This is a genomic window from Kitasatospora sp. NPDC114501 (genome assembly GCF_055633695.1).
The window spans coordinates 121,242-143,002 of the sequence record NZ_JBVKDS010000019.1 but is presented as its reverse complement, the minus strand read 5'-3'; the positions used below and the strand labels follow the sequence as shown (position 1 = coordinate 143,002).

16 protein-coding genes and 4 pseudogenes are annotated in these 21,761 nt (G+C 73.8%); 12 read left to right on the top strand and 8 right to left on the bottom strand.

Annotated elements, in window-relative coordinates; genetic code table 11:
* Positions 1-71 precede the first annotated feature (71 nt).
* On the top strand, positions 72-1,646 hold the full coding sequence (locus ACZ7RU_RS31490) for an alpha/beta hydrolase (RefSeq protein ID WP_470344371.1): 1,575 nt from the start codon (positions 72-74) through the stop codon (positions 1,644-1,646).
* Between the two features lie 65 nt (positions 1,647-1,711).
* Here ACZ7RU_RS31490 and ACZ7RU_RS31485 read toward each other — a convergent pair.
* Together ACZ7RU_RS31485 and ACZ7RU_RS31480 are read right to left on the bottom strand one after the other, a co-directional pair.
* Positions 1,712-4,085, bottom strand: a pseudogene (locus tag ACZ7RU_RS31485) (glycosyltransferase family 39 protein).
* Between the two features lie 73 nt (positions 4,086-4,158).
* Positions 4,159-5,280: an alpha/beta hydrolase gene (locus ACZ7RU_RS31480; RefSeq protein ID WP_470344370.1), complete on the bottom strand. Its 1,122-nt coding sequence runs from the start codon at positions 5,278-5,280 to the stop codon at positions 4,159-4,161.
* Between the two features lie 156 nt (positions 5,281-5,436).
* On the opposite strand from ACZ7RU_RS31480, the gene ACZ7RU_RS31475 reads away from it, so the two are divergent.
* The 7 genes and pseudogenes from ACZ7RU_RS31475 to ACZ7RU_RS31445 all read left to right on the top strand — a co-directional run bounded on the left by ACZ7RU_RS31475 (position 5,437) and on the right by ACZ7RU_RS31445 (position 10,907).
* Positions 5,437-6,357 carry a hypothetical protein gene (locus ACZ7RU_RS31475; RefSeq protein WP_470344369.1) on the top strand — a complete coding sequence of 307 codons (921 nt, stop codon included), beginning with the start codon at positions 5,437-5,439 and terminating at the stop codon, positions 6,355-6,357.
* A gap of 111 nt (positions 6,358-6,468) precedes the next feature.
* Entirely contained in the window at positions 6,469-7,440 is a 972-nt protein-coding gene (locus ACZ7RU_RS31470; RefSeq protein WP_470344368.1) for a hypothetical protein, read from the top strand.
* Between the two features lie 80 nt (positions 7,441-7,520).
* Positions 7,521-8,270, top strand: a pseudogene (locus ACZ7RU_RS31465) (trypsin-like peptidase domain-containing protein); the annotation flags it as partial.
* A gap of 204 nt (positions 8,271-8,474) precedes the next feature.
* Positions 8,475-9,203 (top strand): annotated as a pseudogene (locus ACZ7RU_RS31460) (Ig domain-containing protein); the annotation flags it as partial.
* A gap of 139 nt (positions 9,204-9,342) precedes the next feature.
* Positions 9,343-9,582: a hypothetical protein gene (locus ACZ7RU_RS31455; RefSeq protein ID WP_470344367.1), complete on the top strand. Its 240-nt coding sequence runs from the start codon at positions 9,343-9,345 to the stop codon at positions 9,580-9,582.
* 247 nt (positions 9,583-9,829) lie between these two features.
* A complete protein-coding gene (locus ACZ7RU_RS31450) occupies positions 9,830-10,213 on the top strand; it encodes a hypothetical protein (RefSeq protein WP_470344366.1) in 384 nt (127 codons plus the stop codon).
* Between the two features lie 28 nt (positions 10,214-10,241).
* Complete coding sequence (locus tag ACZ7RU_RS31445; RefSeq protein WP_470344365.1) at positions 10,242-10,907, top strand: HAD family hydrolase; 666 nt, start codon at positions 10,242-10,244, stop codon at positions 10,905-10,907.
* On the opposite strand, the gene ACZ7RU_RS31440 is transcribed toward ACZ7RU_RS31445, so the two are convergent.
* The gene (locus ACZ7RU_RS31440) at positions 10,895-11,638 is read right to left on the bottom strand and encodes an SDR family oxidoreductase (protein WP_470344364.1); all 744 of its coding nucleotides are present in this window, start codon (positions 11,636-11,638) and stop codon (positions 10,895-10,897) included. The genes ACZ7RU_RS31445 and ACZ7RU_RS31440 overlap by 13 nt on opposite strands.
* A gap of 103 nt (positions 11,639-11,741) precedes the next feature.
* On the opposite strand from ACZ7RU_RS31440, the gene ACZ7RU_RS31435 reads away from it, so the two are divergent.
* Positions 11,742-12,596: a helix-turn-helix transcriptional regulator gene (locus ACZ7RU_RS31435; protein ID WP_470344363.1), complete on the top strand. Its 855-nt coding sequence runs from the start codon at positions 11,742-11,744 to the stop codon at positions 12,594-12,596.
* Between the two features lie 47 nt (positions 12,597-12,643).
* Here ACZ7RU_RS31435 and ACZ7RU_RS31430 read toward each other — a convergent pair whose 3' ends face one another.
* On the bottom strand, positions 12,644-13,471 hold the full coding sequence (locus ACZ7RU_RS31430) for a LysR family transcriptional regulator (protein WP_470344362.1): 828 nt from the start codon (positions 13,469-13,471) through the stop codon (positions 12,644-12,646).
* Between the two features lie 68 nt (positions 13,472-13,539).
* On the opposite strand from ACZ7RU_RS31430, the gene ACZ7RU_RS31425 reads away from it, so the two are divergent.
* Together ACZ7RU_RS31425 and ACZ7RU_RS31420 are read left to right on the top strand one after the other, a co-directional pair.
* On the top strand, positions 13,540-14,262 hold the full coding sequence (locus ACZ7RU_RS31425) for an SDR family NAD(P)-dependent oxidoreductase (RefSeq protein ID WP_470344361.1): 723 nt from the start codon (positions 13,540-13,542) through the stop codon (positions 14,260-14,262).
* Positions 14,263-14,341: 79 nt separating this feature from the next.
* Positions 14,342-15,262 carry an aminoglycoside phosphotransferase family protein gene (locus ACZ7RU_RS31420; RefSeq protein WP_470344360.1) on the top strand — a complete coding sequence of 307 codons (921 nt, stop codon included), beginning with the start codon at positions 14,342-14,344 and terminating at the stop codon, positions 15,260-15,262.
* On the opposite strand, the gene ACZ7RU_RS31415 is transcribed toward ACZ7RU_RS31420, so the two are convergent.
* The 3 genes and pseudogenes from ACZ7RU_RS31415 to ACZ7RU_RS31405 all read right to left on the bottom strand — a co-directional run.
* Entirely contained in the window at positions 15,229-16,050 is an 822-nt protein-coding gene (locus ACZ7RU_RS31415; RefSeq protein WP_470344359.1) for a hypothetical protein, read from the bottom strand. The genes ACZ7RU_RS31420 and ACZ7RU_RS31415 overlap by 34 nt on opposite strands.
* Before the next feature lie 121 nt (positions 16,051-16,171).
* Entirely contained in the window at positions 16,172-18,025 is a 1,854-nt protein-coding gene (locus ACZ7RU_RS31410; protein WP_470344358.1) for a CocE/NonD family hydrolase, read from the bottom strand.
* Positions 18,026-18,166: 141 nt separating this feature from the next.
* Positions 18,167-19,120 (bottom strand): annotated as a pseudogene (locus ACZ7RU_RS31405) (hydrolase); the annotation flags it as partial.
* Between the two features lie 247 nt (positions 19,121-19,367).
* On the opposite strand from ACZ7RU_RS31405, the gene nicT reads away from it, so the two are divergent.
* Positions 19,368-20,480 (top strand): Nickel transporter NicT, encoded by a 1,113-nt coding sequence (gene nicT, locus ACZ7RU_RS31400; RefSeq protein ID WP_470344357.1) that lies wholly within the window; start codon positions 19,368-19,370, stop codon positions 20,478-20,480.
* A gap of 98 nt (positions 20,481-20,578) precedes the next feature.
* Here nicT and ACZ7RU_RS31395 read toward each other — a convergent pair whose 3' ends face one another.
* Complete coding sequence (locus tag ACZ7RU_RS31395; protein WP_470344356.1) at positions 20,579-21,517, bottom strand: SGNH/GDSL hydrolase family protein; 939 nt, start codon at positions 21,515-21,517, stop codon at positions 20,579-20,581.
* Between the last annotated feature and the right edge of the window lie 244 nt (positions 21,518-21,761).

The following is a 21,761-nucleotide window of genomic DNA, read 5'->3' as shown; positions in this document are numbered from 1 at the left end:
CGGAGAAGGCGGGTGCCCGGGAACGCGGGTGCGGTGTGCCCCGGGCCGGGGCCGGGTGGTATTCGTGGGCGGTGGCCCCGAAGACTTCCCGGCACCGCCGGTCGCCCAGGCACGCCGTGCCCGCCCTCGCCGCCGCCCTCGTCCTCGCGCTGGCGGGCGGCTGCACGGGCGCCGCCCGACCGGGCGACCGGCCGCCGCTGGACGAGCGGGTCGCCGCCACCGCCGCCCCCGCCCTGCGCGCGCTCTACGACCAGCGGATCGACTGGCACCGCTGCCCCGGCGAGGACGGCACCGGCCCGGACGGGGCCGTGGTGCGCTGCGCCACCCTCAGGGTCCCGCTGGACTACGCCGACCCGGGCGGCCGCACCGTCGACGTCGCCCTCGCCATGGTGCCCGCCGCAGACCGGAAGCGGCGGCTCGGCGCCCTGCTGCTCAACCCCGGAGGCCCTGGCAACTCCGGTGTCGAAACGGTCCGTTGGGGTTGGAAGGGCTACCAGGGGCCGCTGCACGACCGGTACGACCTGGTCGGCTTCGACCCGCGCGGCGCCGGCGACACCACCCCCGTCCACTGCCTGGACGACCGCACCCGCGACCAGTGGGACGCCACCGACGACCCGGCCTACGACCGCGCCGGGATCCTCGCCGAGGCCTGCCGGGCCCGGCACGCCGACCTGCTCCCGCACCTCGGCACCCGCGACACCGCCCGCGACCTCGACGTGCTGCGCGGCGCCCTCGGCGAACGCCGGCTGGACTTCCTCGGCTACTCCTACGGCACCCACCTCGGCGCCCGCTACGCCGAGGAGTTCCCCGAGCGCACCGGCCGGCTCGTCCTCGACGGCGCCGTCGACCACAGCGCCCCCGCCGCCCGGCTCGGCATCGAACAGGCCGCCGCCGCCGAGGCCGGACTCCGGGCCTTCGCCGCCGCCTGCGCCACCGAGGACGGGCCGGCCTGCCCGCTCGGCGCCGACCCGGCCGCCGCCCCGCAACGCCTCGCCCGCTTCCTCGACGGCCTGCGCGACCACCCGCTGCGCGCCGCCGGCGGCCGTACGCTCACCGCCGCACTCGGCTGGGACGCCGCCCTGAACGTGCTCGCCGACGGCCACCGCTCCTGGCCCCGGCTGCGCGCGGCCCTCGACCCGGCTGTCACCCGGGGCGCCGCGGAGGGCCTGCTCGCCCTCGCCGACGGCGCCGACGGCCGCGGCGAGGACGGCCGCTACCGGACCCCGGCCGACGCCTACGCCGCCATCTCCTGCGCCGACGGCCCGCCGCCGCCCACCGAGGCGGAACTGCGCCCGGCGCTCGCCGAACTCGCCGCCCGCGCCCCGCTGACCAGCGGACACGACCCGGTCGGCACCCTGCTCGACCCGGACTGCCGCCCCTGGCCGATCCGCACCCCCGAACCACCGCGGCTGGTCCGGGCGCCGGGCAGCGCGCCGCTCCTGGTGATCGGCTCCACCGGCGACCCGGTCACCCCGTACGCCTGGGCGCAGCGGCTCGCCGGCGGGCTGGAGCACGGCGTGCTGCTCACCCGGGAGGGCGACGGGCACACCGGGTACGACAAGAGCGGCTGCGTCCGGGACGCGGTGATCGCCTACCTGGTGGACGGCCGGCTGCCGACGGCGGGCACCCACTGCCCGTCCGACTGACCGGGCCGAGGACGCGGAAAGGGGGCGTGCCGTGCGAACGCGGCACGCCCCTTCGGGGGTTGGGCTCAGGAGGCGGGGGCCGTCAGGTCGTAGAACGGGGTCGAGCCGATGGTCCTCGCGGTGAAGTGGGCGGCCACCCAGGACTCGATCTGCGCGGACTCGTTCTGTTGCCCGCCCTCGCCGCCGCCCGCGCCGCCACCGAAGCCGCGCCGGGAGCCGCCCGCGCCGATGAACCAGTGCACCTTGCCCTCCTGGACGTACCTCTGGAAGCCGGCCAGGGTCAGCGACGGGTCGGTGCCGTTGAAGCCGCCCAGGGCCATCACCGGTTCACCGGTGGCCAGTTGGTAGCCGGCGGCGGTCTGGGAGCCGATCGCGGCGGCGGCCCAGGTGTAGCGGTCGGCGTCCTCCTCGAGCAGGGCGGCGACCTCGTCGGTCACCTTGGGGCCGTCGAGCAGCCCGCCCATGCCACCGGGGGGGCGGCCCGCCGGCCGTGCCGCCCCCGGAACCGCCGGCCGTGCCGCCGCCCGGGAGGGGCTGCCGGCCGTCCCGGCCGTCCTGGCCCGCCGGACCGCCCTGGCCGAACCAGCGGCCGTTGCCGTCGCCGCCCGGGAAGCCCTTGGCGCCCTTGGCGCCGCTGCCGCCCCTGTGCCCCGCGCCGCCCGGCCCGAACGCGCCCGCCACACCCGGCCCGGCGGTCACGATCGAGCCGGTGTGCGGGGTGTTCACGGTGTCCACCGCGTACGCCGCGGGGCCGCCGAGCGCCGTCGCCAGGCCCAGTAGGCCCGCCACCGAGGCGATCCGCGTGCCGACCCGGCCGGAGAGCCGCCCGGCCGTGGCCCCGGCAGAACCGGTGACCGACGGCCCGCTGACCGAAGGCCTGCCGACCGCCCGCCCGGCGAGCAGCGGCCCGGCGGCCAGCGCGGCCGACGCCACCAGCCCGCCGACCAGCACCGCCCAGCGCAGCCACGGCAGGAAGTCCGGGCTGCGGCCGAGCAGCACGAACGCCCAGACCGCCGTCACCGCGAGCGTCCCGGCCAGCACCGGTGCCCAGGGCAGCCGGTGCCGGGCCCGCCACAGCCCGTCCACGCCCATGCCGACCAGCGCCGCGACGGCCGGGGCCAGCGCCACCGTGTAGTACTGGTGGAAGATCCCGGACATGAAGCTGAAGATCAGCGCGGTGGAGAGCAGCCAGCCGCCCCAGAGCAGGAACGCCGCGCGGGCAGTGTCGGTGCGGGCGTGGCGGCGGGTCGCCCAGAGCCCGGCCAGCAGCAGGATCAGCGCGGCCGGCAGCAGCCAGGCGATCTGTCCGCCGATGTCGGTGCCGAACATCCGGGTCAGTCCGGTCTCGCCCCAGCCGCGCCCGCCGCCGGGCGCCCTGCCGGGCATCGCGCCGCCCGGCAGGTCGAACCCGGCGGGCATCCGGCCGCCGCCTACGCTGCCGGTCTCGTCACCGTTGATCCGGCCCAGGCCGTTGTAGCCGAAGGTGAGCGAGAGGAAGCTGTTGTCCTGCGAGCCGCCGACGTACGGGCGGGCCGACGCGGGCAGCAGCTCGACGACCGCCACCCACCAGCCGCCGGCCAGTACCATCGCCGCGCCCGCGAGCAGCAGCTGCCGCACCCGCCGCCACCGGTCGGTGGGCGCGACGACCAGGTAGATCACCGCGAAGGCGGGCAGCACCAGGAAGGCCTGGAGGGTCTTGGTGAGGAAGGCGAGGCCGAACATCACCCCGGTGAACACCAGCCACCGGGTGCCCGCCGCCTCGACCGCCCGCACCAGCCCGTACGCGGCCAGCGTCAGCAGCAGCACCAGCAGCGCGTCCGGGTTGTTGAAGCGGAACATCAGCGCCGCGACCGGGGTGAGCGCCAGCGCGGCGCCCGCCAGCAGGCCGCCGAGCGGGGAGAAGCGGCGGCGCACCGTCGCGTACAGCACGCCGACGGTGGCCGTGCCCATCAGCACCTCCGGGACCAGCACCGACCAGGAGGAGAGGCCGAAGACCCGCGCCGAGAGCGCCATCGGCCACAGCGCGGCCGGGGGCTTGTCGACGGTGATGAAGTTCGCGGCGTCCGAGGAGCCGAAGAAGAAGGCCTTCCAGCTCCGGGAGCCGGCCTGGACGGCGGCCGAGTAGAAGGAGTTGGCCCAGCCGGAGGCGCTCAGGCCCCACAGGTAGAGGAGGGTGGTCGCGGCCAGCAGCGCCAGCAGGGCCGGGCGCACCCAGCGCGGGTCGTCCGCGCGACCGCGCCAGGCGCGGGCCGGGAGGGTGCGCAGCCGACCGGACCAGGAGGCCGGGCCCTTGGGACCGGCGGGCGGCAGGGGCTGCTCGGGGAAGAGCGGTGCCGGGTCCGGCCGGACCGCGTCCGGCCGCGGCACCTCCGGCGGCGGGTACTTCGCGGCCTCGGGCCACGGTTCGCCGGCCGGAGGGGAGTAGCTGCTGGTGGTCATGCGCCATACGGTCGGTGGCGCTACTGAGAGAACCGTGAGACGGACCTGTGAGGCGGGTGTGATCTGCCGGACGTCACGCGGACGGCGGCATGGTGATCTGCCGGCCCAGCCATTCCAGGGCCGGGGGGATCTCCCGGGTCCAGGTGTGGAAGTTGTGGCCGGCGGTGTCCAGGGTGATGGTGGACATCTTGGTGGGGGCCTTGAAGGCGGCGACCATGGCCTTGGTCTCGTCGTAGTTGTTCTCGTCGTACGCGGTGGTCAGCAGCAGCGAGACCGGGGCCGGGGGCTGGTTATTGAGCCGCCACAGCAGGTCGTTCTCCTGCTTCAGCTGGGCGCTGCCGCCGAACAGGTCGCCGGTGGTCGGGTCGTGGGCGGCGCTGTAGTAGCCGGAGAGCGCGACGGCCGCGCGGTAGGAGTCGGGCTTGCGCAGCGCGAACTTGAGCGCGCAGTAGCCGCCGGTGGAGTTGCCGATCACCGCCCGGTTGGCCGGGTCGGTGCCGATCCGGTAGGTGATGGCCAGCGCCTTGGGCAGGTCGGAGGTGAAGAAGGTCTCCACCTGGGGGCCGTTCGGCACGTCCACGCACTCGGTGTCCCGGTCGCCGACCAGAGTGGGGCGGGTCATCACCAGGACGGTCGGCGGCAGCTTCTTCTGCTCGATGGCGCTCAGCGTGGACGCCGGGTACTGCATCAGCGAGATCAGCTTCTCCGGGGTGCCCGGGTAGCCGGTGAGCACCAGGGCCATCGGGAAGCGCTGCTTGGCGTAGTCCGGCTGGAAGTACTGCGGCGGCAGGTAGACGTACGCCTCGGTGGTCAGGCCGCTGCCGGCTCCTTTGACGTCGACCTTCTGGATCAGGCCGGAGCGCTCCGGGTCCGAGCCCTGGGAGGAGTAGAACTTCTCCTCCCCGGTGATCGCCACGCCGGAGGCGTTGGGCTGGTGGTCGACCACCGTGCCGAGGCCGCCGCTGGTGCCGAGCAGGTCGGTCCAGGAGCTGTAGAAGCCGAAGTAGCTGTTGGCGATCAGACCCATCGCGGCCAGCACCGCCACCTGGGTCGCCAGGAACGCGCCGATCCGGCCCAGCCAGGCCTTCCAGCCCCTCCCGCCGAACCGCGGCCAGAGCCACATGGTGGCGGCGAAGACGGCGATCGCGAGGACCGAGGCGATGATCTGGAGGGGGAGTCCGGTGAGACTGAGCACGGGCCCGATCGTAGTTGACCTCCGTCGACGGCCGGGGACGGGCCCTTCCGGTGATCTTCTGACCGCTCAACCGGGTTGACCCGGACGGTTCGTGCTCGGCAGCATGTCGCCCGGGACGTGCACGGACTGTGCACGGGATGTCATCGGGGTGGGGTTGTGAAGTCGGTTCGGTTCACGGGGCCTTCGGGTGGGGCGGCCCTGGCCGTCGTCGGTGTGCTGGTGCTCGCGGGCTGTTCCGGCGGGGGAGGGACGACGGCGGCGCCGAGCGCCTCGGCGACGCCGTTCGGCACGACGGCCACCCAGGCCCTGGAGCCGGTCGGCACCGGGCTGGGGAAAGTGGCCGCGGCGACCACCACCATGGACATCGCGACCGCGCTCGCCGCCGTCCAGTCCAACGCCGACCGGGCCGTCCGCAGCCTGCAGTCCGCCGTGCCGCCGACCGGGGCCGGAGCGGAGACGGCGCGCGCCGAACTGGTGGCCGGTCTGAACTCGCTCTCCTCCGAGGCCTCGACGATCCGCGATGACGTCAACGTCCACAAGTACTGCTCGGCCGGCGTCGTGCTGGCACGGCTCGGCGCCGGCCCGGGGCTGACGGCGGTGCCGGCCGCCCTTGCCAAGCTGGCGGCGGCCGGCCACCAGGCCGCTTTCCCCGCCCCCCAGTTCCCCAAGCCGCAGCCGCAGCCGCGGGCCCTGGCGAACGGTGCCGTGGTCCGCGACGGCGGGAACCGGGGCACGGGCGCGCTGACGTTCGAGAACAACGACGAGATGGACGCCGTCGTCTCGATCGTCCGGGACGGGCAGGCGGTGGCCTCGGCGTACGTGGTCAAGGGGCGGCAGGCCACCGTCGGGGGCATCGAGGCCGGCTCGTACGACTTCTACTACACCGCCGGGGTGGACTGGGACTCCGATGCGCGGCAGTTCACCCAGAACTGCCTGGCCGCCAGGGTGGGGGAGAAGCGCGAGTTCCAGCCGGGTGGGACGACCTGGACGGTCAAGGCTCCAGCGCTGGACGGCAACAGCAACACCAGCCCCGACGTCGAGTGGGTGGCCGCGGACGGGGCCGCCCCCAAGCCGTAGCCCGTCGAGGTGACTGCCCGGTACCGGTTGACGGTGCCGTTCGTGCTCGGGAGCATGTGTGATCGTGCGGCTGCGCGGTGTGCGCGCAGGGCGGGTTCCCGGGGGTGGGGCATGAGGTTCGTGAAGTCCGAGCGGTTCGTGGGGAAGGCCGGCGTGGCCGTGGGTGCGGCGTTGGTGCTGGCGGCCTGTTCCGGGGGCGGTGGTTCGGCGGGCGGCTCGTCCGGGCAGGGGTCGGCGGGGGCGGGGGGCTCGTCGGCCGCCGCGAAGCCGACCGCGACGCCGAAGCCGACGCCGACCCGGGCGCCGTACGGCCCGGTGCTCAGCGCGAGCGTCGACCCGGTCACCACCGCGCTCGCCCAGGTGGCCGGCGCCAAGAGCGTGGGCGACCTCGACACCGTGCTCGGCGGCATCGTCACCAGCGCCGAGGGCGCCGCCAAGACGCTGGGCAGGGCGGACGAGCCGCCCACGGTGACGGCGGCACAGACCGAGCTGGTGGCGGCGATGAGCTCGCTCGCCACCGACGCGGGCAAGGTCCGCAGCGACATCACGTCCCACAAGGTCTGCGCCCTGAGTTCGGCCGAGGCCGAACTGGGCACCTCCCAGGGCCTGGCGGCGGTGTCGGCGGCCCTCACCAAGATGACCGCGGCCGGCTACCAGACCACCTTCGCCGTCCCGCCGCTGCCCCCGCAGCAGTCCCGCTCGCTGGACAACGGCACCATGGTCCGCAAGGGGAAGCTCCGCGGCGAGGGCGTGTTCAAGGTCGAGAACGGCGGCAGGACGGACGCGGTGGTCTCGCTCGCGCTGAACGGCAAGGCCGTGCACTCGGTGTTCGTGGGCAAGGGGCAGAACGCCGACGTCGAGGGCGTGGAGGACGGGACGTACGAGGTCTTCGTCTCCGGGGGCGCGGACTGGGACTCCGACGCCAAGGCCTTCACCCAGAACTGCCACTTCACCAAGTTCGAGGACACGTTCCCGTTCGAGACCGGGCGGACCGCGACCTCCTGGGAGATCACCCTCCAGCCGGTGGCCGACGGCAACGCCAAGACCAGCGACGTGGACCCGAACGCCTTCCCGCAGCCGTAACCGTAACCGTAGTTGCAGCCCCGTCTCCGGCCCCGGCGCCGGCCCGTAACGGGCATACCGGGACGGGTCGTTGCCGTCGGATGGCACGACCCGTCCCGGACAGTGCGAGTTCGGTCAGAGTGGTTGACCTCTTTGAAGTGACCATGGCACTTTCGTGCGGCGTGGGCGTCGACGACCAGTCGTACACCCCGCGATCCCCCACAAGGAGAGCCATGTTCAAGAGACTTGTCGCGGTGGCCGGTACGAGTGCCGTTGTCGCCGGCGGGCTGGCCTTCGCGGCCGCCCCCGCGCAGGCCGTCCAGGCGGCCGACCTGACGTCCACCATCGCCCTGAGCAACTGCTCGGCCTCGCTGGTCCGTTACCCCACCTCGGTGGCCGGCGACCGGGCGATGATGCTCACCAACGGACACTGCCTGCCGACCATGCCCGCGGCCGGGCAGGTCATCCAGAACACCACGGCCAGCCGTAGCGGCACCCTGCTCAACGCCTCCGGCGGCAGCCTGGGCACCGTCCAGGCCGACAAGCTGCTCTACGCGACCATGACCGGTACCGACGTCGCGCTCTACCAACTCACCGACACCTACGGGTCGATCACCTCCAAGTACGGCGCCGCCGCGCTGACCATCAGCGACACCCACCCGGCCGACGGCGCGTCGATGTACATACCCTCGTCGTACTGGAAGCAGGTCTGGAACTGCTCGGTCAACGGCTTCGTGCCGACCCTGCGCGAGGACGAGTGGACCTGGCACGACTCGCTGCGCTACAGCTCCGGCTGCAACACCACGCACGGCACCTCCGGCTCGCCGATCGTCGACTCCGCCAGCGGACGGATCATCGGCATCAACAACACCGGCAACGACGACGGCGCCATGTGCACCCTCAACAACCCGTGCGAGGTGGCCGCCGACGGCACCACCAAGGCCTACAAGGGCCAGAGCTACGGCGAGCAGACGTACTGGTTCACCACCTGCCTGAACTCCAGCCGGGTCATCGACCTCAACGTCTCCGGCTGCCTGCTCACCAAGCCGGCCGGCAGCGGCGCCGTCTCGGTGACCAACCCGGGCAACCAGTCCACCGCCGTCGGCGGCGCGGTCAACCTCCAGATCAACGCCTCCGGTGGCACCGCCCCCCTGTCCTACGCCGCGACCGGCCTGCCCGCCGGGCTGTCGATCAACTCCTCCACCGGCGTGATCACCGGCACCGCCTCCACCGCGGGCAGCGCCAACGTGACCGTCACCGTGACGGACGCCGCGGGCAAGTCGGCCTCCACCTCCTTCACCTGGGCGGTGACCGGCGGCGGTGGCGGCACCTGCACGCCGGCCCAGCTGCTGGGCAACGCGGGCTTCGAGACGGGTACGGCGACGCCGTGGACCGCGTCGAGCGGCGTGGTGGACAACAGCTCCTCCCAGGCGGCCCACGGCGGCTCCTGGAAGGCGTGGATGAACGGCTACGGCTCCACCCACTCGGACTCGCTGTCGCAGACCGTGAGCATCCCGTCGGGCTGCAAGGCGACGCTGAGCTTCTGGCTGCACATCGACACCGCCGAGTCGGGCAGCACCGCGTATGACAAGCTGACCGTGACCGTGAACGGCACCGCGCTGAAGACCTACTCCAACGCGGACGCCGCGGCGGGCTACCAGCAGCGCACCTTCGACCTGTCGGCCTACGCGGGCCAGACGGTCACCGTGAAGTTCGCCGGGACCGAGGACGCCTCGCTCCAGACCAGCTTCGTGATCGACGACACCGCCGTCCAGACCGGCTGAACCGGTAACGCCCCGAAGGCCCGGCGGCCGTAGCCGCCGGGCCTTTCCCGTTCTTCCTCAGAAGTAGCTCAACTCCCGTGTGCGGTACGGATTCATGGCTAAGCTTCCACAGGGATCCGTTCGTACGAACGATTCATCAGTGGGATTCGAGCAGGCATTCCGACGTCGACTCGCGGTCGGATGTGCCGAACTCTTTGGGGGAAATCGGGTGGCCGACCCGGATTGCGAGCGGCGGGTGAATCCGTGGCTCTTCGACGCCGCGCAGGGAACCGGGCTGAACCCGCAGGAGATCGAGGCGCTGTCCACGGGAGCCGCGAACGAGGTGCGGGCCGGCGCGGCCGACAGCGCGGGGCTCTTCGCCCGGGCCGTCAGTGGCTGAGGGCAAGCGGCTCCGGCGGCGGTGGCTCACCGCCATGGTTGCGGCGGTGGTCCTCGCCGGGGCTGGCGTCGGGTGGTGGTGGCGGTCGGCCCACGCACCGGCGAAGCCGTCGGCCGGTGCCTGCTGGTCGGTGCTCACCCGGGCGGACCTCGCGCCCCTGGCGGATGGCCTTCCCCCAACGTTAGTCGAGCACTACGGGGGCGGCAGCAGGGAGCGCCTCAGGCCAGGCCAGGAGGAGCAGACCTGCGTGCTCTGGCGGGACGCGGAGACGGCCCTCCTGACGGTCCGGGTGCGGTCGATGGACGAGTCGACCATGAACTACAGCTATGGTGCGGGCTCGGAGACCTACGACAACGGCATGAGCCGGCTCGACTTCGGTGCCGATGTTCAGGGGTGGGTCGGGAGAAAGTCCGTGGGCCTCGGGTTCCGCTGTGACCACCCGGAGAACAACCGCACGGGCCGTCCGTACATGGAGGTCCGGGTCAGCGTGGACACGGTTCAGCGGGCCGTCCTCGACATCGCGCTGAAGTACGCCAAGTCCGTCGTGGCGGGCTACCCGTGCTCGAACCCGGTGCGGTTGCCGGACAGCGTCCCCGGGGCGGTGACGAGCCTCCCGCCGCCGGGCCCCTGACGGTGCGGGGCCGCCCTATCCTGGGCGGATGATCAAGCCGATTGAGCTGGTGATATTCGACTGCGACGGCGTCCTGGTGGACAGCGAGGTGATCGCCGTACGGGTGCTGGTGCGGCTGGGGGAGGAGTACGGCTGGCCGTTGACCGCCGCGGAGGCGATCGAGCGGTTCGTCGGGCGGTCCGAGGCGGCGAACCGGGCGACGGTCGCCGAGCGGCTGGGCGGGGACACGGCGGCGGTGTGGAGCAAGCGCTTCGTCGAGCTGCACGCCGAGGAGGTCGACGCCGGGCTGACTCCCGTGGACGGCCTGCCGGAGGCGCTGGCGGCGATCACCCTGCCCACCTGCGTGGCCTCCAGCGGTACGCACGAGAAGATGCGCCACACCCTGGGCCGGACCGGCCTGCACGACCACTTCGCCGGGCGGATCTTCAGCGCCACCGAGGTCGAGCGGGGCAAGCCCGCCCCCGACCTGTTCCTGCACGCCGCGCGCTCGATGGGCGTCGACCCGGCCGCCTGCGTGGTGGTCGAGGACAGCGGGCCCGGCGTCGAGGCCGCCCGCGCCGCCGGGATGCGCGCGCTCGGCTACGCGGGCGGCGTCACGGCGGCGCAGCGGCTGGCCGGGCCGGGCACGGTGGTCTTCGACGACATGCGGGACCTGCCCGGCCTGATCGCCGCCGGCGCGGTTCACCAGGGGTAGGTGCCGCCCTCCGGCCGGAAGAACGACCCGCTCGCCCCGGCCGCCGCCTCGCCGAGCTGCCGGGCGATGCGGCGGCCGCCCTCCTCGGCACTGGCGGGACCGCTGTGCTCGTTCAGGTCGGTCGCGCAGTAGCCAGGCTCCAGCGCGCTGACCTTGATGCCGGATTCGCGCAGCGCCCGGGCGTACACCAGGGTGACGGCGTTGAGCGCGGCCTTGGAGGAGTTGTAGGCGAGCAGCGCCGCGTGCTCCCACGTCGGGTCCTGCGGGTCGGCCAGGAAGGAGAAGCTGCCGAGGCGGCTGGAGACGTTGCCGATCAGCCCGGCCGGCGACCTGCGCAGCAGCGGCAGCATCGCGTTGGTGACGGCGACGACGCCGAAGACGTTGGTCTCGTACGTCTCGCGCACGGCCTCGACGGGCAGCTCCTCCGGTGCCCGCTGCCAGTCCCGGGCCACGCCCGCGTTGTTGACCAGGGTGTCCAGCCGGCCGTACTCGCCGTCGATCCGGTCGGCCGCGGCGGCGACGGTCGCCGGGTCGGTCACGTCCAGGTGGACGAAGCGGGCGTCGAGGCCCTGGGCGGTGAGTGCGGCGGCGGCCGCCGTGCCGCGCTCCGGGTCGCGGGCGCCGATCAGCACGGTGTGCCCGGCGCGGGCGAGTTCCCCGGCGGTGGCGAGGCCGATGCCCTTGTTGGCGCCGGTGATCAGGGCGATGCGGTGCTGCGCTGAAGTGGTCATGGGCCCCACCCTGGCCGGGTGCGGCGGGGGCCGGGAGAGCACTGTCGAGGGTGGTACCGGCGGTCCCATGGTGGCGTGGGCCGGTGTCGGGGAGACTGGCGGCGTGGAACACGTCGACCGAGCGGAGCTTGCCGCCTTCCTGCGGCGCCGGCGCGCCCGCGTCCAGCCGGCCGACGTCGGCCTGCCGGACGGCGGTCGGCGGCGCACTCCCGGCCTGCGGCGCCAGGAGGTCGCGCAGCTGGCGGGCATGTCGGTGGAGTACTACATCCGCCTCGAACAGGGCCGGGGGCCGCGGCCGTCCCGGCAGATGATCGGGGCGATCGGCCGGGCGCTGCGGCTGTCCGACGACGAACGCGCCCACCTGCACCACCTGGTGGGCGAGTCGCCGCTGCCACCGCCCGGTCCGGTCCGGGACGTGCGGCCGGGCGTCCTGCACCTGCTCGACCGGCTGGACGACACCCCGGCCATGGTCTGCAGCGCCGTCCGCGAGGTGCTCGCCTGGAACGCCATGGCGGCCGCGCTGCTCGGCGACTTCTCCGCCCTGCCGCCGGACGAGCGCAACCTGGTCTGGCGGTTCTTCACCGACCCGGCGGCCCGTGCCCTGCACGATCCCGACGGTGCCACGGCCTTCGCCTGCGGGGCGGTCGCCGACCTGCGCTCCGCCACCGCCCGCTACCCCGCCGACAGCGGGCTGCGCGCCCTGGTCGACCGGCTGCTCGCGCACAGTGCCGAGTTCCGTGAGCTGTGGGCACGGCAGGACGTCGAGGTCCGCCGTTCGACGAGGAAGCGGATCATCCACCCGGTGGTCGGCCCGCTCGACCTCGACTGCGAGGCGCTGCACGACCCGCACCGGGACCAGTGGACGATCTTCTACACCGCGGCTCCCGGGACGCCCTCGCACTCGGCGCTGCGGCTGCTGAAGGTGGTGGGCGGTCAGGACCTCGCGGTACGGGGCTGACGCGCGGCGCGCGGCGCGGGACCGGACGGGCGTGGAGGCGGGCGAGGTCAGCGGAACGCCCCACCGGACGGCGGGCGCAGGGTGGCGGTGGCGATGTCCAGGAAGGCCGCCACCGGGCCCGGGCGGTCGCCCTCCGGCACCGCCAGGCAGATCCCGACCGGCGGCGAGTCGGTGACCGGCAGGTACACCAGGCCGGGGCGGGAGTACGAGCCGGCGACGCTCACCGGGACCAGCGCGATGCCCTGCCCGGAGGCGATCAGCTCGAACTTCTCGTCCAGCGAGGAGGTCCGCCGCGTCCGGGCGTCGAGGACCGGCTCGCCGTGGAGGTCGGCCGTGGTGAGGGCGGTGCGGTCGGCCAGGGGGTGGGTGACCGGCAGGCAGGCGACCTTGGTCTCCTGCCCGACCGGGACGGTGCGCAGCCCGGTGTCGTCGAAGGGCCGGCGCAGCAGGCCGACGTGCGCGCGGCCGTCGCGCAGCGGGGCGTCCTGCTCCCACCAGCGCAGCGGCAGGACGTCCACCGCGACCTGCGGGTGGCGCGCGGTGAACGCCCGGATCGCCTCCGAGACGTGCAGGCCGGGGGAGAAGGCCACCACCAGCCGCTGCTCGCCGCGCGCGGCCTCCTGGACGCGGCGCAGGGCGGTGGTGACCACCGTGCCGATCAGCGCCGCCTCCTCGTACAACCGCCTCCCGGCCTCGGTCAGTTCGACGCTGCGGGTGGTCCGGGTGAACAGCCGGCAGCCCAACTCCCGTTCGAACGCCCGGATCTGCCGACTGAGCACCGGCTGGGTGATGAACAGTTCCTGCGCCGCCCGGCCGAACTGCCGGTGTTCGGCCACCGCGACGAAGTAGCGGAGCTTGCGCAGGTCCAGATCCATGCCCGCACGGTATCAACGCGTCCGGAAGGGCATTGGACGCCCGGTCCCGGCGCTCCGAGACTCGACCCATGACCCACACCATCGACACCGCGGGTAGCACCGACCGCACCAGGACCGCCCTCGTCATCGGCGCCTCGCGCACCCTGGGCCTGGGGATCGCCGCCGAGTACCTCCGCCTCGGCTGGGACGTCATCGGCACCGTGCGGGGCGGAGGGCGCACCGGCCTGCACGAGCTCGCGGAGACCGCCGGCGGACGGCTGACCGTCGAGTCCCTGGAGATGACCGACCCGGGGCAGACCGCGGCCCTGCGCGAGCGGCTGGCCGGGCGCACCCTGGACCTGCTCTTCGTCAACGCCGCCGTCACCCGCGGCGACCTGCCGATCGGCGAGGTGCCGACGGAGATGTTCACCGAGGTCATGGTCACCAACGCGCTCAGCCCGATGCGGGTCGTGGAGTGCCTGGGCCCGCTGGTCGCGCCGGCCGGGACCATCGGCGTGATGTCCTCCGACCAGGGGAGCGTCTCCCTCAACACCGAGGGCGGGCAGGACCTGTACCGGGCCAGCAAGTCCGCGCTGAACCAGCTGATGCGCTGCTACGCCGTCCGCCAGGCCGGCAGCGCGCGGTCCCTGCTGCTGATGGACCCGGGCTGGGTGCGCACCGAACTCGGCGGGCCCGACGCCGAACTCGGCGTGGAGGAGAGCGTCCCCGGGGTGGTGGCGACGATCGAGCGCCACCGGGGCCGGCCCGGCCTGCGGTTCCTGGACCACGAGGGGAACGTGGTGCCCTGGTAGCGGCGGTGCTCCGGTGGCCACGGCGCTCGGCGCCAATCCGGTTGCCGGGCCCGGCCGTCCGGTGAGAGGGTCGGGCCCCATGGCCTCCTCCCGCAAGTTGCACCCGGACGAACTGGACATCGACGAGGCGCTGGTGGGCCGCATGGTCGCCGAGCACTTCCCACAGTGGGCCGGCCTGCCGGTCGAGCCGGTGGTGCCGGCCGGGACCAGCAACGCGATGTACCGGCTGGGGACGGAGCTGGTGGTGCGCATCCCGCGGATCCCCGGGGTGGTCGAGGAGATCGCCAAGGAGGACGTCTGGCTGCGGCGCCTGGCCCCCCGGCTGCCGGTCCCGGTGCCCGTCCCGCTGGCCGTGGGCGGGCCGGTGGACGGCTGCCCCTGGTCCTGGTCGGTGCTGCGCTGGCTCGACGGCACCACCCCGGACCCCGGGTCTGTCGCCGAACCCCGGCTGCTGGCAAGGGACTTGGCGGCCTTCGTGACCGCCGTCCGGCGGATCGACCCGACCGGCGCCCCCGCCGCCTACCGCAGCGAGTCGCTGGCGGAGCGCGACGCCGCGACCAGGACGGCGATCGCGGCCGTGCCGGACCTGGTCGACGCCGCCGCCGTGACCGCCGCCTGGGAGCACGCCCTGCGGGCCCCCGCGCCCGTCGGCCCGCCGGTCTGGATCCACGGCGACCTCCAGCCCGGCAACCTGCTGGTGGACCCGGGCGGCCGGCTGAGCGCCGTCATCGACTTCGGCTGCGCGGGCCTGGGGGAGCCGGCCGTCGACCTGATCCCCGCCTGGTACGTGCTGCCCGCCACCGCCCGCCCCGACTTCCGTACGGCCGTGGCCGCCGACGACGCGACGTGGGACCGGGCCCGCGGCTGGGCCCTGTCCATCGCCCTGCTGGAGCTGGCCTACTACCGGGACAGCGACCCGAGGATGACGGGCATCGCCCGCCGGGTGGTCGCCGAGGTGCTGGCCGATCACGCCTCCCCGTCCGGCAGCCGCCACTCGTAGGGGAACAGCTCCAGCTCCCACCCGGGGGAGGCGGCGAGTCCGGCGGCCGCCCGCGGGGTGCGCAGGAGGCTGCGGTGGCGCAGGAGTTCACGCCGTTCGGTGGCGGTGAGCAGGCGCTCCTCGGGGGTGAGGTCCCGGTAGGGGCCGAGGTCGGGGCGGCCGTCGACCGATCCGGCGTCGGTGGCGTTCAGCAGGTCGCCCCCGGCGGTGCGGTAGTCGAGCCGGAAGCCGGTGCGCCACTGCGAGTTGCCGCCCCAGCCGTGGGAGAGGTCGCGGGTGGGGCGGTGCGCGCGGCGGAACGTCCAGTAGAGCGGGAAGCGGTCGGCCACCCCGCGTTCGGCGTGTGCCGTGCCCGCACGGACCCGTACGCCGGCCCGGTTGAACAGCAGCTCGCCGAGCATCAGGCCGGGCCACCGGACGTCCAGGACGGTGATCGGCGCCCACGGGTCCTCGGCCTGTTCGACCTCGACGATCTCGTGCAGGAAGGGGTCGAAGGGGCCGGCGCCGTCGAAGGGCGCCATCCCGAGCGCGGTGAACAGGCGTTGGTAGCCGGACGGTTGCGGGTCGAGCAGCAGCAGGTCGGCGACCCGGCCGAGGGCGTGGAGCTCCTCCAGCAGCCCGGGCCCGTCCGCGCTCTCGTCCGCCCACCAGGAGGTGCCGTGGACGGCGGCGGTCCGGAGGCGTTCGAGGTACCCGGGCGCCTGCGGACCGGCGAGCCAGCGGTCGAGGTCGTCCTGGTACGGCCCGTCGTGGTCGAGGAGCCGCTCGTAGAGGGTGCGTGCGTTCACGGGGGCGATGATCGGCGGGCCGCACCGGAAGGTCAACCGCCGGAGGCCCACAGTCGGAAGGTCGACCGCCGGAAGGGCCGGCCGCTGGAGGCCAACGGCCGGACAGTCGACCGCCGGCCGCTCAGGCGCGGTCCCGGGGCACCCGGTGCTGCCACTCGCGGGCGAACACCACCGAGCCCGCCTCCAGCGCCCGCACCTGGACGACGCTGACGAAGTGCCCGGCGTCGCAACGCAGTTGGGTGCGGGTCTGGACCGTGACGTCCCAGCCGATGTCGGGCCGCTCCAGCCGGACGGTGTGGTCGGTGCGGGCCTGGGCGCTGAGCGGGGCGCCGGTGAGCACCCGGTAGGCGGTAACGGTGTGTTCGTCGCGGACCAGGCCGTCGGGGTGGGTACGGCTGCCGTCGCCGGCGGGGGAGAGCTCGGTGCGCCACTCGTGGCGGCCGATGTCGTGCACGGTGAGGTGCTCGGGCCGGGCGGTGAGCGGCTCGGTGAGGTGGATGTCGAGCGGGTCGGGCAGCACCGGGGCCTCGAAGGTGAGGGGCGGGGCGCCGACGTCGGCGGCGAGGTGGCGCACCGGCAGGCTCAGCGCGGAGCGGGACGGGTCGACGCCGTACCCGGTGTCCTCCGCCGGGGGCCACACCCAGGGCCAGTAGACCGAGGAGAGGGCCAGCCGCAGCCGGTGCCCGGCCGGGACCGCCCAGGCGCAGGCCGCGAGCTCGACCTCGGCGTCCGGCCCCTCGGCGACCAGGACGCCCCGGGTGACCAGCTCCGAGGTGCCGTCGGGGCCGACCGCGCACAGCCGTACCGCCACCTGGACGGGCGCCCCTTCCTCGCGCAGCCGCAGCCGTACGGTCGGGATGCCGAGCAGCTCGACCGGTTCGGGCAGTGGCTGGGAGTCGAAGCAGACCGACCGGCCGTCCTCCTCGCGCTGGTCCGGCGGCCGGTCGGCGGGGCGGCCGTGCGGGACGTACGCGCCGGCGTTGAGGCCGGTGTGCTGCGGGGAGCGGACCCGGACGTACCGGTCGTCGGAGGCGGTGCCGGCGGTGCGCAGCGGCCCGTCCAGGCCGTAGTGGATCTCCCGCACGTCGGGGGAGGGCCAGGCCTCGTCGCCGGCCCAGCGGTCGCCGAGCCGGCTGCGCAGGGCGGGCGCCTTGAGGGCGTCGGTGTCGGCGCCGCGCAGCCAGTGGTCCCACCAGCGCAGGGCGTCGGGCAGGGCGTCCTCGGGCAGCCCGTGCGGCCAGGGGCCGATCAGGGCGCGCGCGGTGGGGGACTCGGCGAGCAGCCGCAGCACGAAGGAGCAGGACGGGTCGCCCCAGCCGGCCACCGCGAGGGCGGGCACGGACACCGGGACGGTGCTCTCGCCGGCCGCGAGCCAGTCCTCGACGGGCGGCCGAAGCGACTCCAGCCGGGCCAGCCAGGCGGCCCGCCAGGCGTCGCCGACGTGCCGCGGGTCCGGTGGCAGGGCGGCGTCGGCGACCAGGGCGGTGAGCCGGGTGTGCAGGTCGGCGGCGAGCACGGCCCCGCCGAGCCGGTGGCCGCCCTCGGGGCAGGCGGTGACCACGGCGCCGACGGTGTCGGGGGTCCGGGCGGCGAGCCGCAGGGCGGTGGTGCCGGCCGCGCCGACGCCGAGCAGGCCGAGCCGGCCGTTGCACCAGGGGCGGCGGGAGAGCCAGTCGACCACGGCGGCGCCGTCGGCCAGCTCCTGGTCGCCGCCGGGTTCGCCGGGGACGCCCTCGGAGTTGCCGTGCCCGCGGGTGTCGACCCGGACGGCGGCGTAGCCGTGGCCCGCGAACCAGGGGTGGCGGCGGGCGTCCTCGGCGGCGGTCCGGTCGGTGAGGCGGCCGCCGGAGTACTCCAGCACCGCGGGGCCGGGCTCGCCGCCGACCGGCCGCCACAGCCGGGCGGCCAGCCGCGTCCCGTCGGGCAGCGGGATGCGCAGGTCCTCGCGGGTGGTGTGGAAGGGGTAGGACGGCATGGCCGCTCCCATCGGTCCCGGGCGTCGGTAATCCGACAGTAGGGGAGGGAGCGGACCTTTTCCTGATGAGGGGGCCTGGTGAACGGAGGCCCCGACGGCGGCGCCCCGGCGGGAAGGCCCGCCGGGGCGCGCGGCCGGTCAGGCCTTGCTCAGCCAGGCGGTGGCGTTGAGGGCGAGCGCGGCGTTGGTGCCCGCCGGGTCGTCCCAGCCGTTGAAGAGGGTGTTGCCGGACTGCCCGGTGCCGTCGTCGGCCGGGGAGCTGTCGCCCCAGATCGCGACCCGGCCGGAGCCGAAGGTGCTGGTGACGAAGAACGCGCCGGTGTTGCCGCTGTAGCCGGTCCGGTAGACCAGGCCCTTGACCGCCGGGTTGTCGGCGGGCTTGAGGGTGAAGGTGGTGCCGCTGCGCAGGATCGAGCCGGTGACGGTGCCGAAGGTGCCGTGCAGCACGGGGTCGGTGGCGTCGTTGGTCGCGCGCGGGTTGTCGGTGGAGATGTTGAGCAGGTCGACCGAGAAGCCGAAGGGGTCGTTGTCGTTCACCCCGTTGCCGGTCATCAGGTCGTTGATGATCTTCGGGGAGTCCCAGCCGTCGTTGTTGCGGTCGCTGTTGAGGTGGTCGGAGATCAGGAACAGACCGCCACCGTTCTGCACGAACTTCATGATCGCGGTCTTCTCGCTCGCGCTGAACCGGATGTTGGGCTCCGGGATCACGAAGGTGTCGAAGTTGGCGAGGTCGAGCGCGGCGCCGGTGCCGTAGCTGATCGTGGAGCCGGCCGGCAGGGTCTTCAGGCTGTACTGGCCGGTCTTCTGGAGGGCGACGCCCCAGGCGGACAGGGCGCCGGTCCAGCTCTTCTCGGTGGTGGGGGCGGCGTTCTGGGCCAGCGGGTCCGGCTGGCTGGTGCTGATGATCCAGTCGGCGTTGCCCGCGGTCTCGGCCTTGCTGTTGTCGAACAGCACCCGGTGCGGGGTGGCGCTGACCGCGGCGGCCGTGGCGGCGGGAGCGCTGGCGGTGGGGGCGGCGGTGGCGGGGGCGGTGAGACCGGCCGCGAGCAGCGCCGCGCCGGCCAGGGCCGCGGCGGTTCGGATACGGATCGTCATGGGCCGTTCCTCCGTGGGGAGTTGAGGGTTCGGCGCTCAGGTTTTCGCGCGTAGAACGGAAGTATCCGCGCGTAGAGCGCGGGGTGAAAGCCCCGGAAGGTTACGAAGCCTTGTACGGGTCGTGGCGATCTTCGGGAGGGGGTGCGATCGGGGGGAGGCGAATCCGTAATTGCGCATGACTTGCAACTGCGCGCGTCCAGGCGGAAAGATGGCCCAGCTCCGACCGCCCGACCGAAAGGACACGACGATGACCGCCCCCCGCTGGCGCGACCGGCTCACCCGTGAGGAGTGGATCCGCCTGGCCGGAATGGGCGGCTTCATCCTCGCGCTGCACGTGATCGGCTGGTTCACCCTGCTCGCGCTGGTCGAGCCCGAGCACTACGACGTCGGAGGCCAGGCGTTCGGCGCGGGCATGGGCCTGACCGCCTACACCCTCGGCATGCGGCACGCCTTCGACGCGGACCACATCGCCGCCATCGACAACACCACCCGCAAGCTGATGGGCCAGGGCAAGCGGCCGCTCTCGGTCGGCTTCTGGTTCTCGCTCGGGCACTCCTCGATCGTCTTCGGCCTCTGCGCGCTGCTGGCCCTCGGCGTCCGCTCGCTGGCCGGCCAGGTGGAGTCCGACGACTCGACGCTGCACGAGATGACCGGCCTGATCGGCGTCACCGTCTCCGGCACCTTCCTGCTGCTGCTCGGGCTGATCAACCTGGGCGCCTTCAACGGCATCCTCAAGGTCTTCCGCCGGATGCGCGTGGGCGACTACGACGAGGCCGAGCTGGAGCGCCAGCTGGAGCGGCGCGGGCTGATGAACCGCATCCTCGGCCGGGTCACCAGGGCCGTCACCAAGCCCTGGCACATGTACCCGGTGGGCCTGCTGTTCGGGCTGGGCTTCGACACCGCCACCGAGGTGTCCCTGCTGGTGCTGGCGGGCGGCGCGGCGGCCTTCTCGCTGCCCTGGTACGCGCTGCTCACCCTGCCGATCCTGTTCGCGGCCGGGATGAGCCTGCTGGACACCATCGACGGCTCGTTCATGAACTTCGCGTACGAGTGGGCCTTCTCCAAGCCGGTCCGCAAGATCTACTACAACCTGACCGTCACCGGGCTGTCGGTGCTGGTCGCGCTGGTGATCGGCTCGATCGAGCTGATCGGCCTGCTCGGCGAGAAGCTGGACGTCACCAGCGGCCCGATCGCCTGGATCGGCGGGCTGGACCTCAACTTCGTCGGCTACGCCATCGTCGGGCTGTTCGTGCTCACCTGGGCCGCGGCGATCGCCTACTGGAAGTTCGGCAACGTCGAGGAGAAGTGGTCGGCCGGGCTGGCCTCCGCCACCGCCTCCGCCTCCGGCGATTCCGAGTAGCGCGCGCACGTGGCCGAGGGCCGGTGACCGGGGTCCGGTCACCGGCCCTCGGGGTTGTCGAGGGCCGGGCGGGCCGGCCGGCCCGGCGGCGGGCGGTGCTACTTCAGCGCGGCGAGCACCGCCTGCGCCATCACCTGCTCGCCGGTCGCGTTCGGGTGGAACGGCACGGCGGGCGAGCCGGGCAGCGCGCCCTCGATCCAGCGGTCGTCCGAGCAGACGTCGTGCCCGAGGGTCGGCGTCGCGGTGTCCACGTAGGTCGCGCCGTTCGCGGCCGCGGTGGACTTCAGGGCGGCGTTCAGCGTGTCGAGCACCCCGTGCATGTACTCGACGTCGCCCGGGGTCACCGGCTGGCGCAGGACGCAGGTCGAGCCGTCGGCGGGCAGCACCGACGGGTAGCCGACCAGCAGCACCTTGGCCCCGGGGGCCTTGGCGTGGATGCGCCTGAGGGTGTCGGCCAACTGCGGGGCGATGGTGGTGCGGATCCGCTCGGCCAGGTCGTCGGTGCCGTACTGCCAGGACATGGTGCTCCAGTCCCAGTAGCCGTGGTGGTAGACGTCCTTGCAGGGCGTGCCGAACGGGTTGACGACGGCGCCGGCGACGCAGGTGGCGACGAGTTCGCCGAGACCGAGGTCGCTGGCGGCCAGGTCGTTGCCGCCGATCCCGAGGGTGACCAGGTCGGTGTCGGCGGTCACCGCGTCCAGCTGCGGGTCGTTGACCCGGATGAAGGCGTCGTACTGGGGCTGCGTCATCGCCTTGATCTTGGCCGCGGCGCAGGTGACGTCGCTGTACCGGCCGGCCTTGAGGGCGCCGGCGACCAGGTGGCCGTAGTTGCGGTCGGAGCGCAGGCACAGGCCGGCCGACTGGCCCGGCACGCCGGCGCCCGCGGCGTAGGAGTCGCCGAGCGCCACGTAGTGCTTCGGCGCCGCGACGGCGGCCTGGGCGGTGGTGGAGGTGAGCGCGAGCGCGGCGCCGAGGGCGACGGCGGCGAGCGCGGTGGAATTCCGGAGGTGCCGGGATTTCCGGGCAGGGCGGAGCACGGTTCCTCCTGGGGGAGAGAAACGACGGGTGGGGGGTCGTGCCGAGCCGGGCCACAGCTACTCGCAGGTAAGTTACTGCCAGGTTTCGCGGGCGTCCATGCTTTGCGCGGAAATTGCCGATATTCCGTCAGATGGGCCCGTGCGGCATTTCGCATTTCGCTCCACCGCGTATCGTTCGGCCCCCGACGGCAATTCCGAAACGGACCGGAGCGGAATTCGGCCCGGTGCCTGTCACCCACGGGTT

Bases quoted from the DNA above. Each gene is read 5' to 3' on its own strand.
- nicT (WP_470344357.1), top strand. From the start codon at position 19,368: ATGACCGCCCCCCGCTGGCGCGACCGGCTCACCCGTGAGGAGTGGATC.
- ACZ7RU_RS31440 (WP_470344364.1), bottom strand. From the start codon at position 11,638: ATGACCACTTCAGCGCAGCACCGCATCGCCCTGATCACCGGCGCCAAC.
- ACZ7RU_RS31425 (WP_470344361.1), top strand. From the start codon at position 13,540: ATGACCCACACCATCGACACCGCGGGTAGCACCGACCGCACCAGGACC.
- ACZ7RU_RS31430 (WP_470344362.1), bottom strand. From the start codon at position 13,471: ATGGATCTGGACCTGCGCAAGCTCCGCTACTTCGTCGCGGTGGCCGAA.
- ACZ7RU_RS31445 (WP_470344365.1), top strand. From the start codon at position 10,242: ATGATCAAGCCGATTGAGCTGGTGATATTCGACTGCGACGGCGTCCTG.
- ACZ7RU_RS31470 (WP_470344368.1), top strand. From the start codon at position 6,469: ATGAGGTTCGTGAAGTCCGAGCGGTTCGTGGGGAAGGCCGGCGTGGCC.
- ACZ7RU_RS31420 (WP_470344360.1), top strand. From the start codon at position 14,342: ATGGCCTCCTCCCGCAAGTTGCACCCGGACGAACTGGACATCGACGAG.
- ACZ7RU_RS31410 (WP_470344358.1), bottom strand. From the start codon at position 18,025: ATGCCGTCCTACCCCTTCCACACCACCCGCGAGGACCTGCGCATCCCG.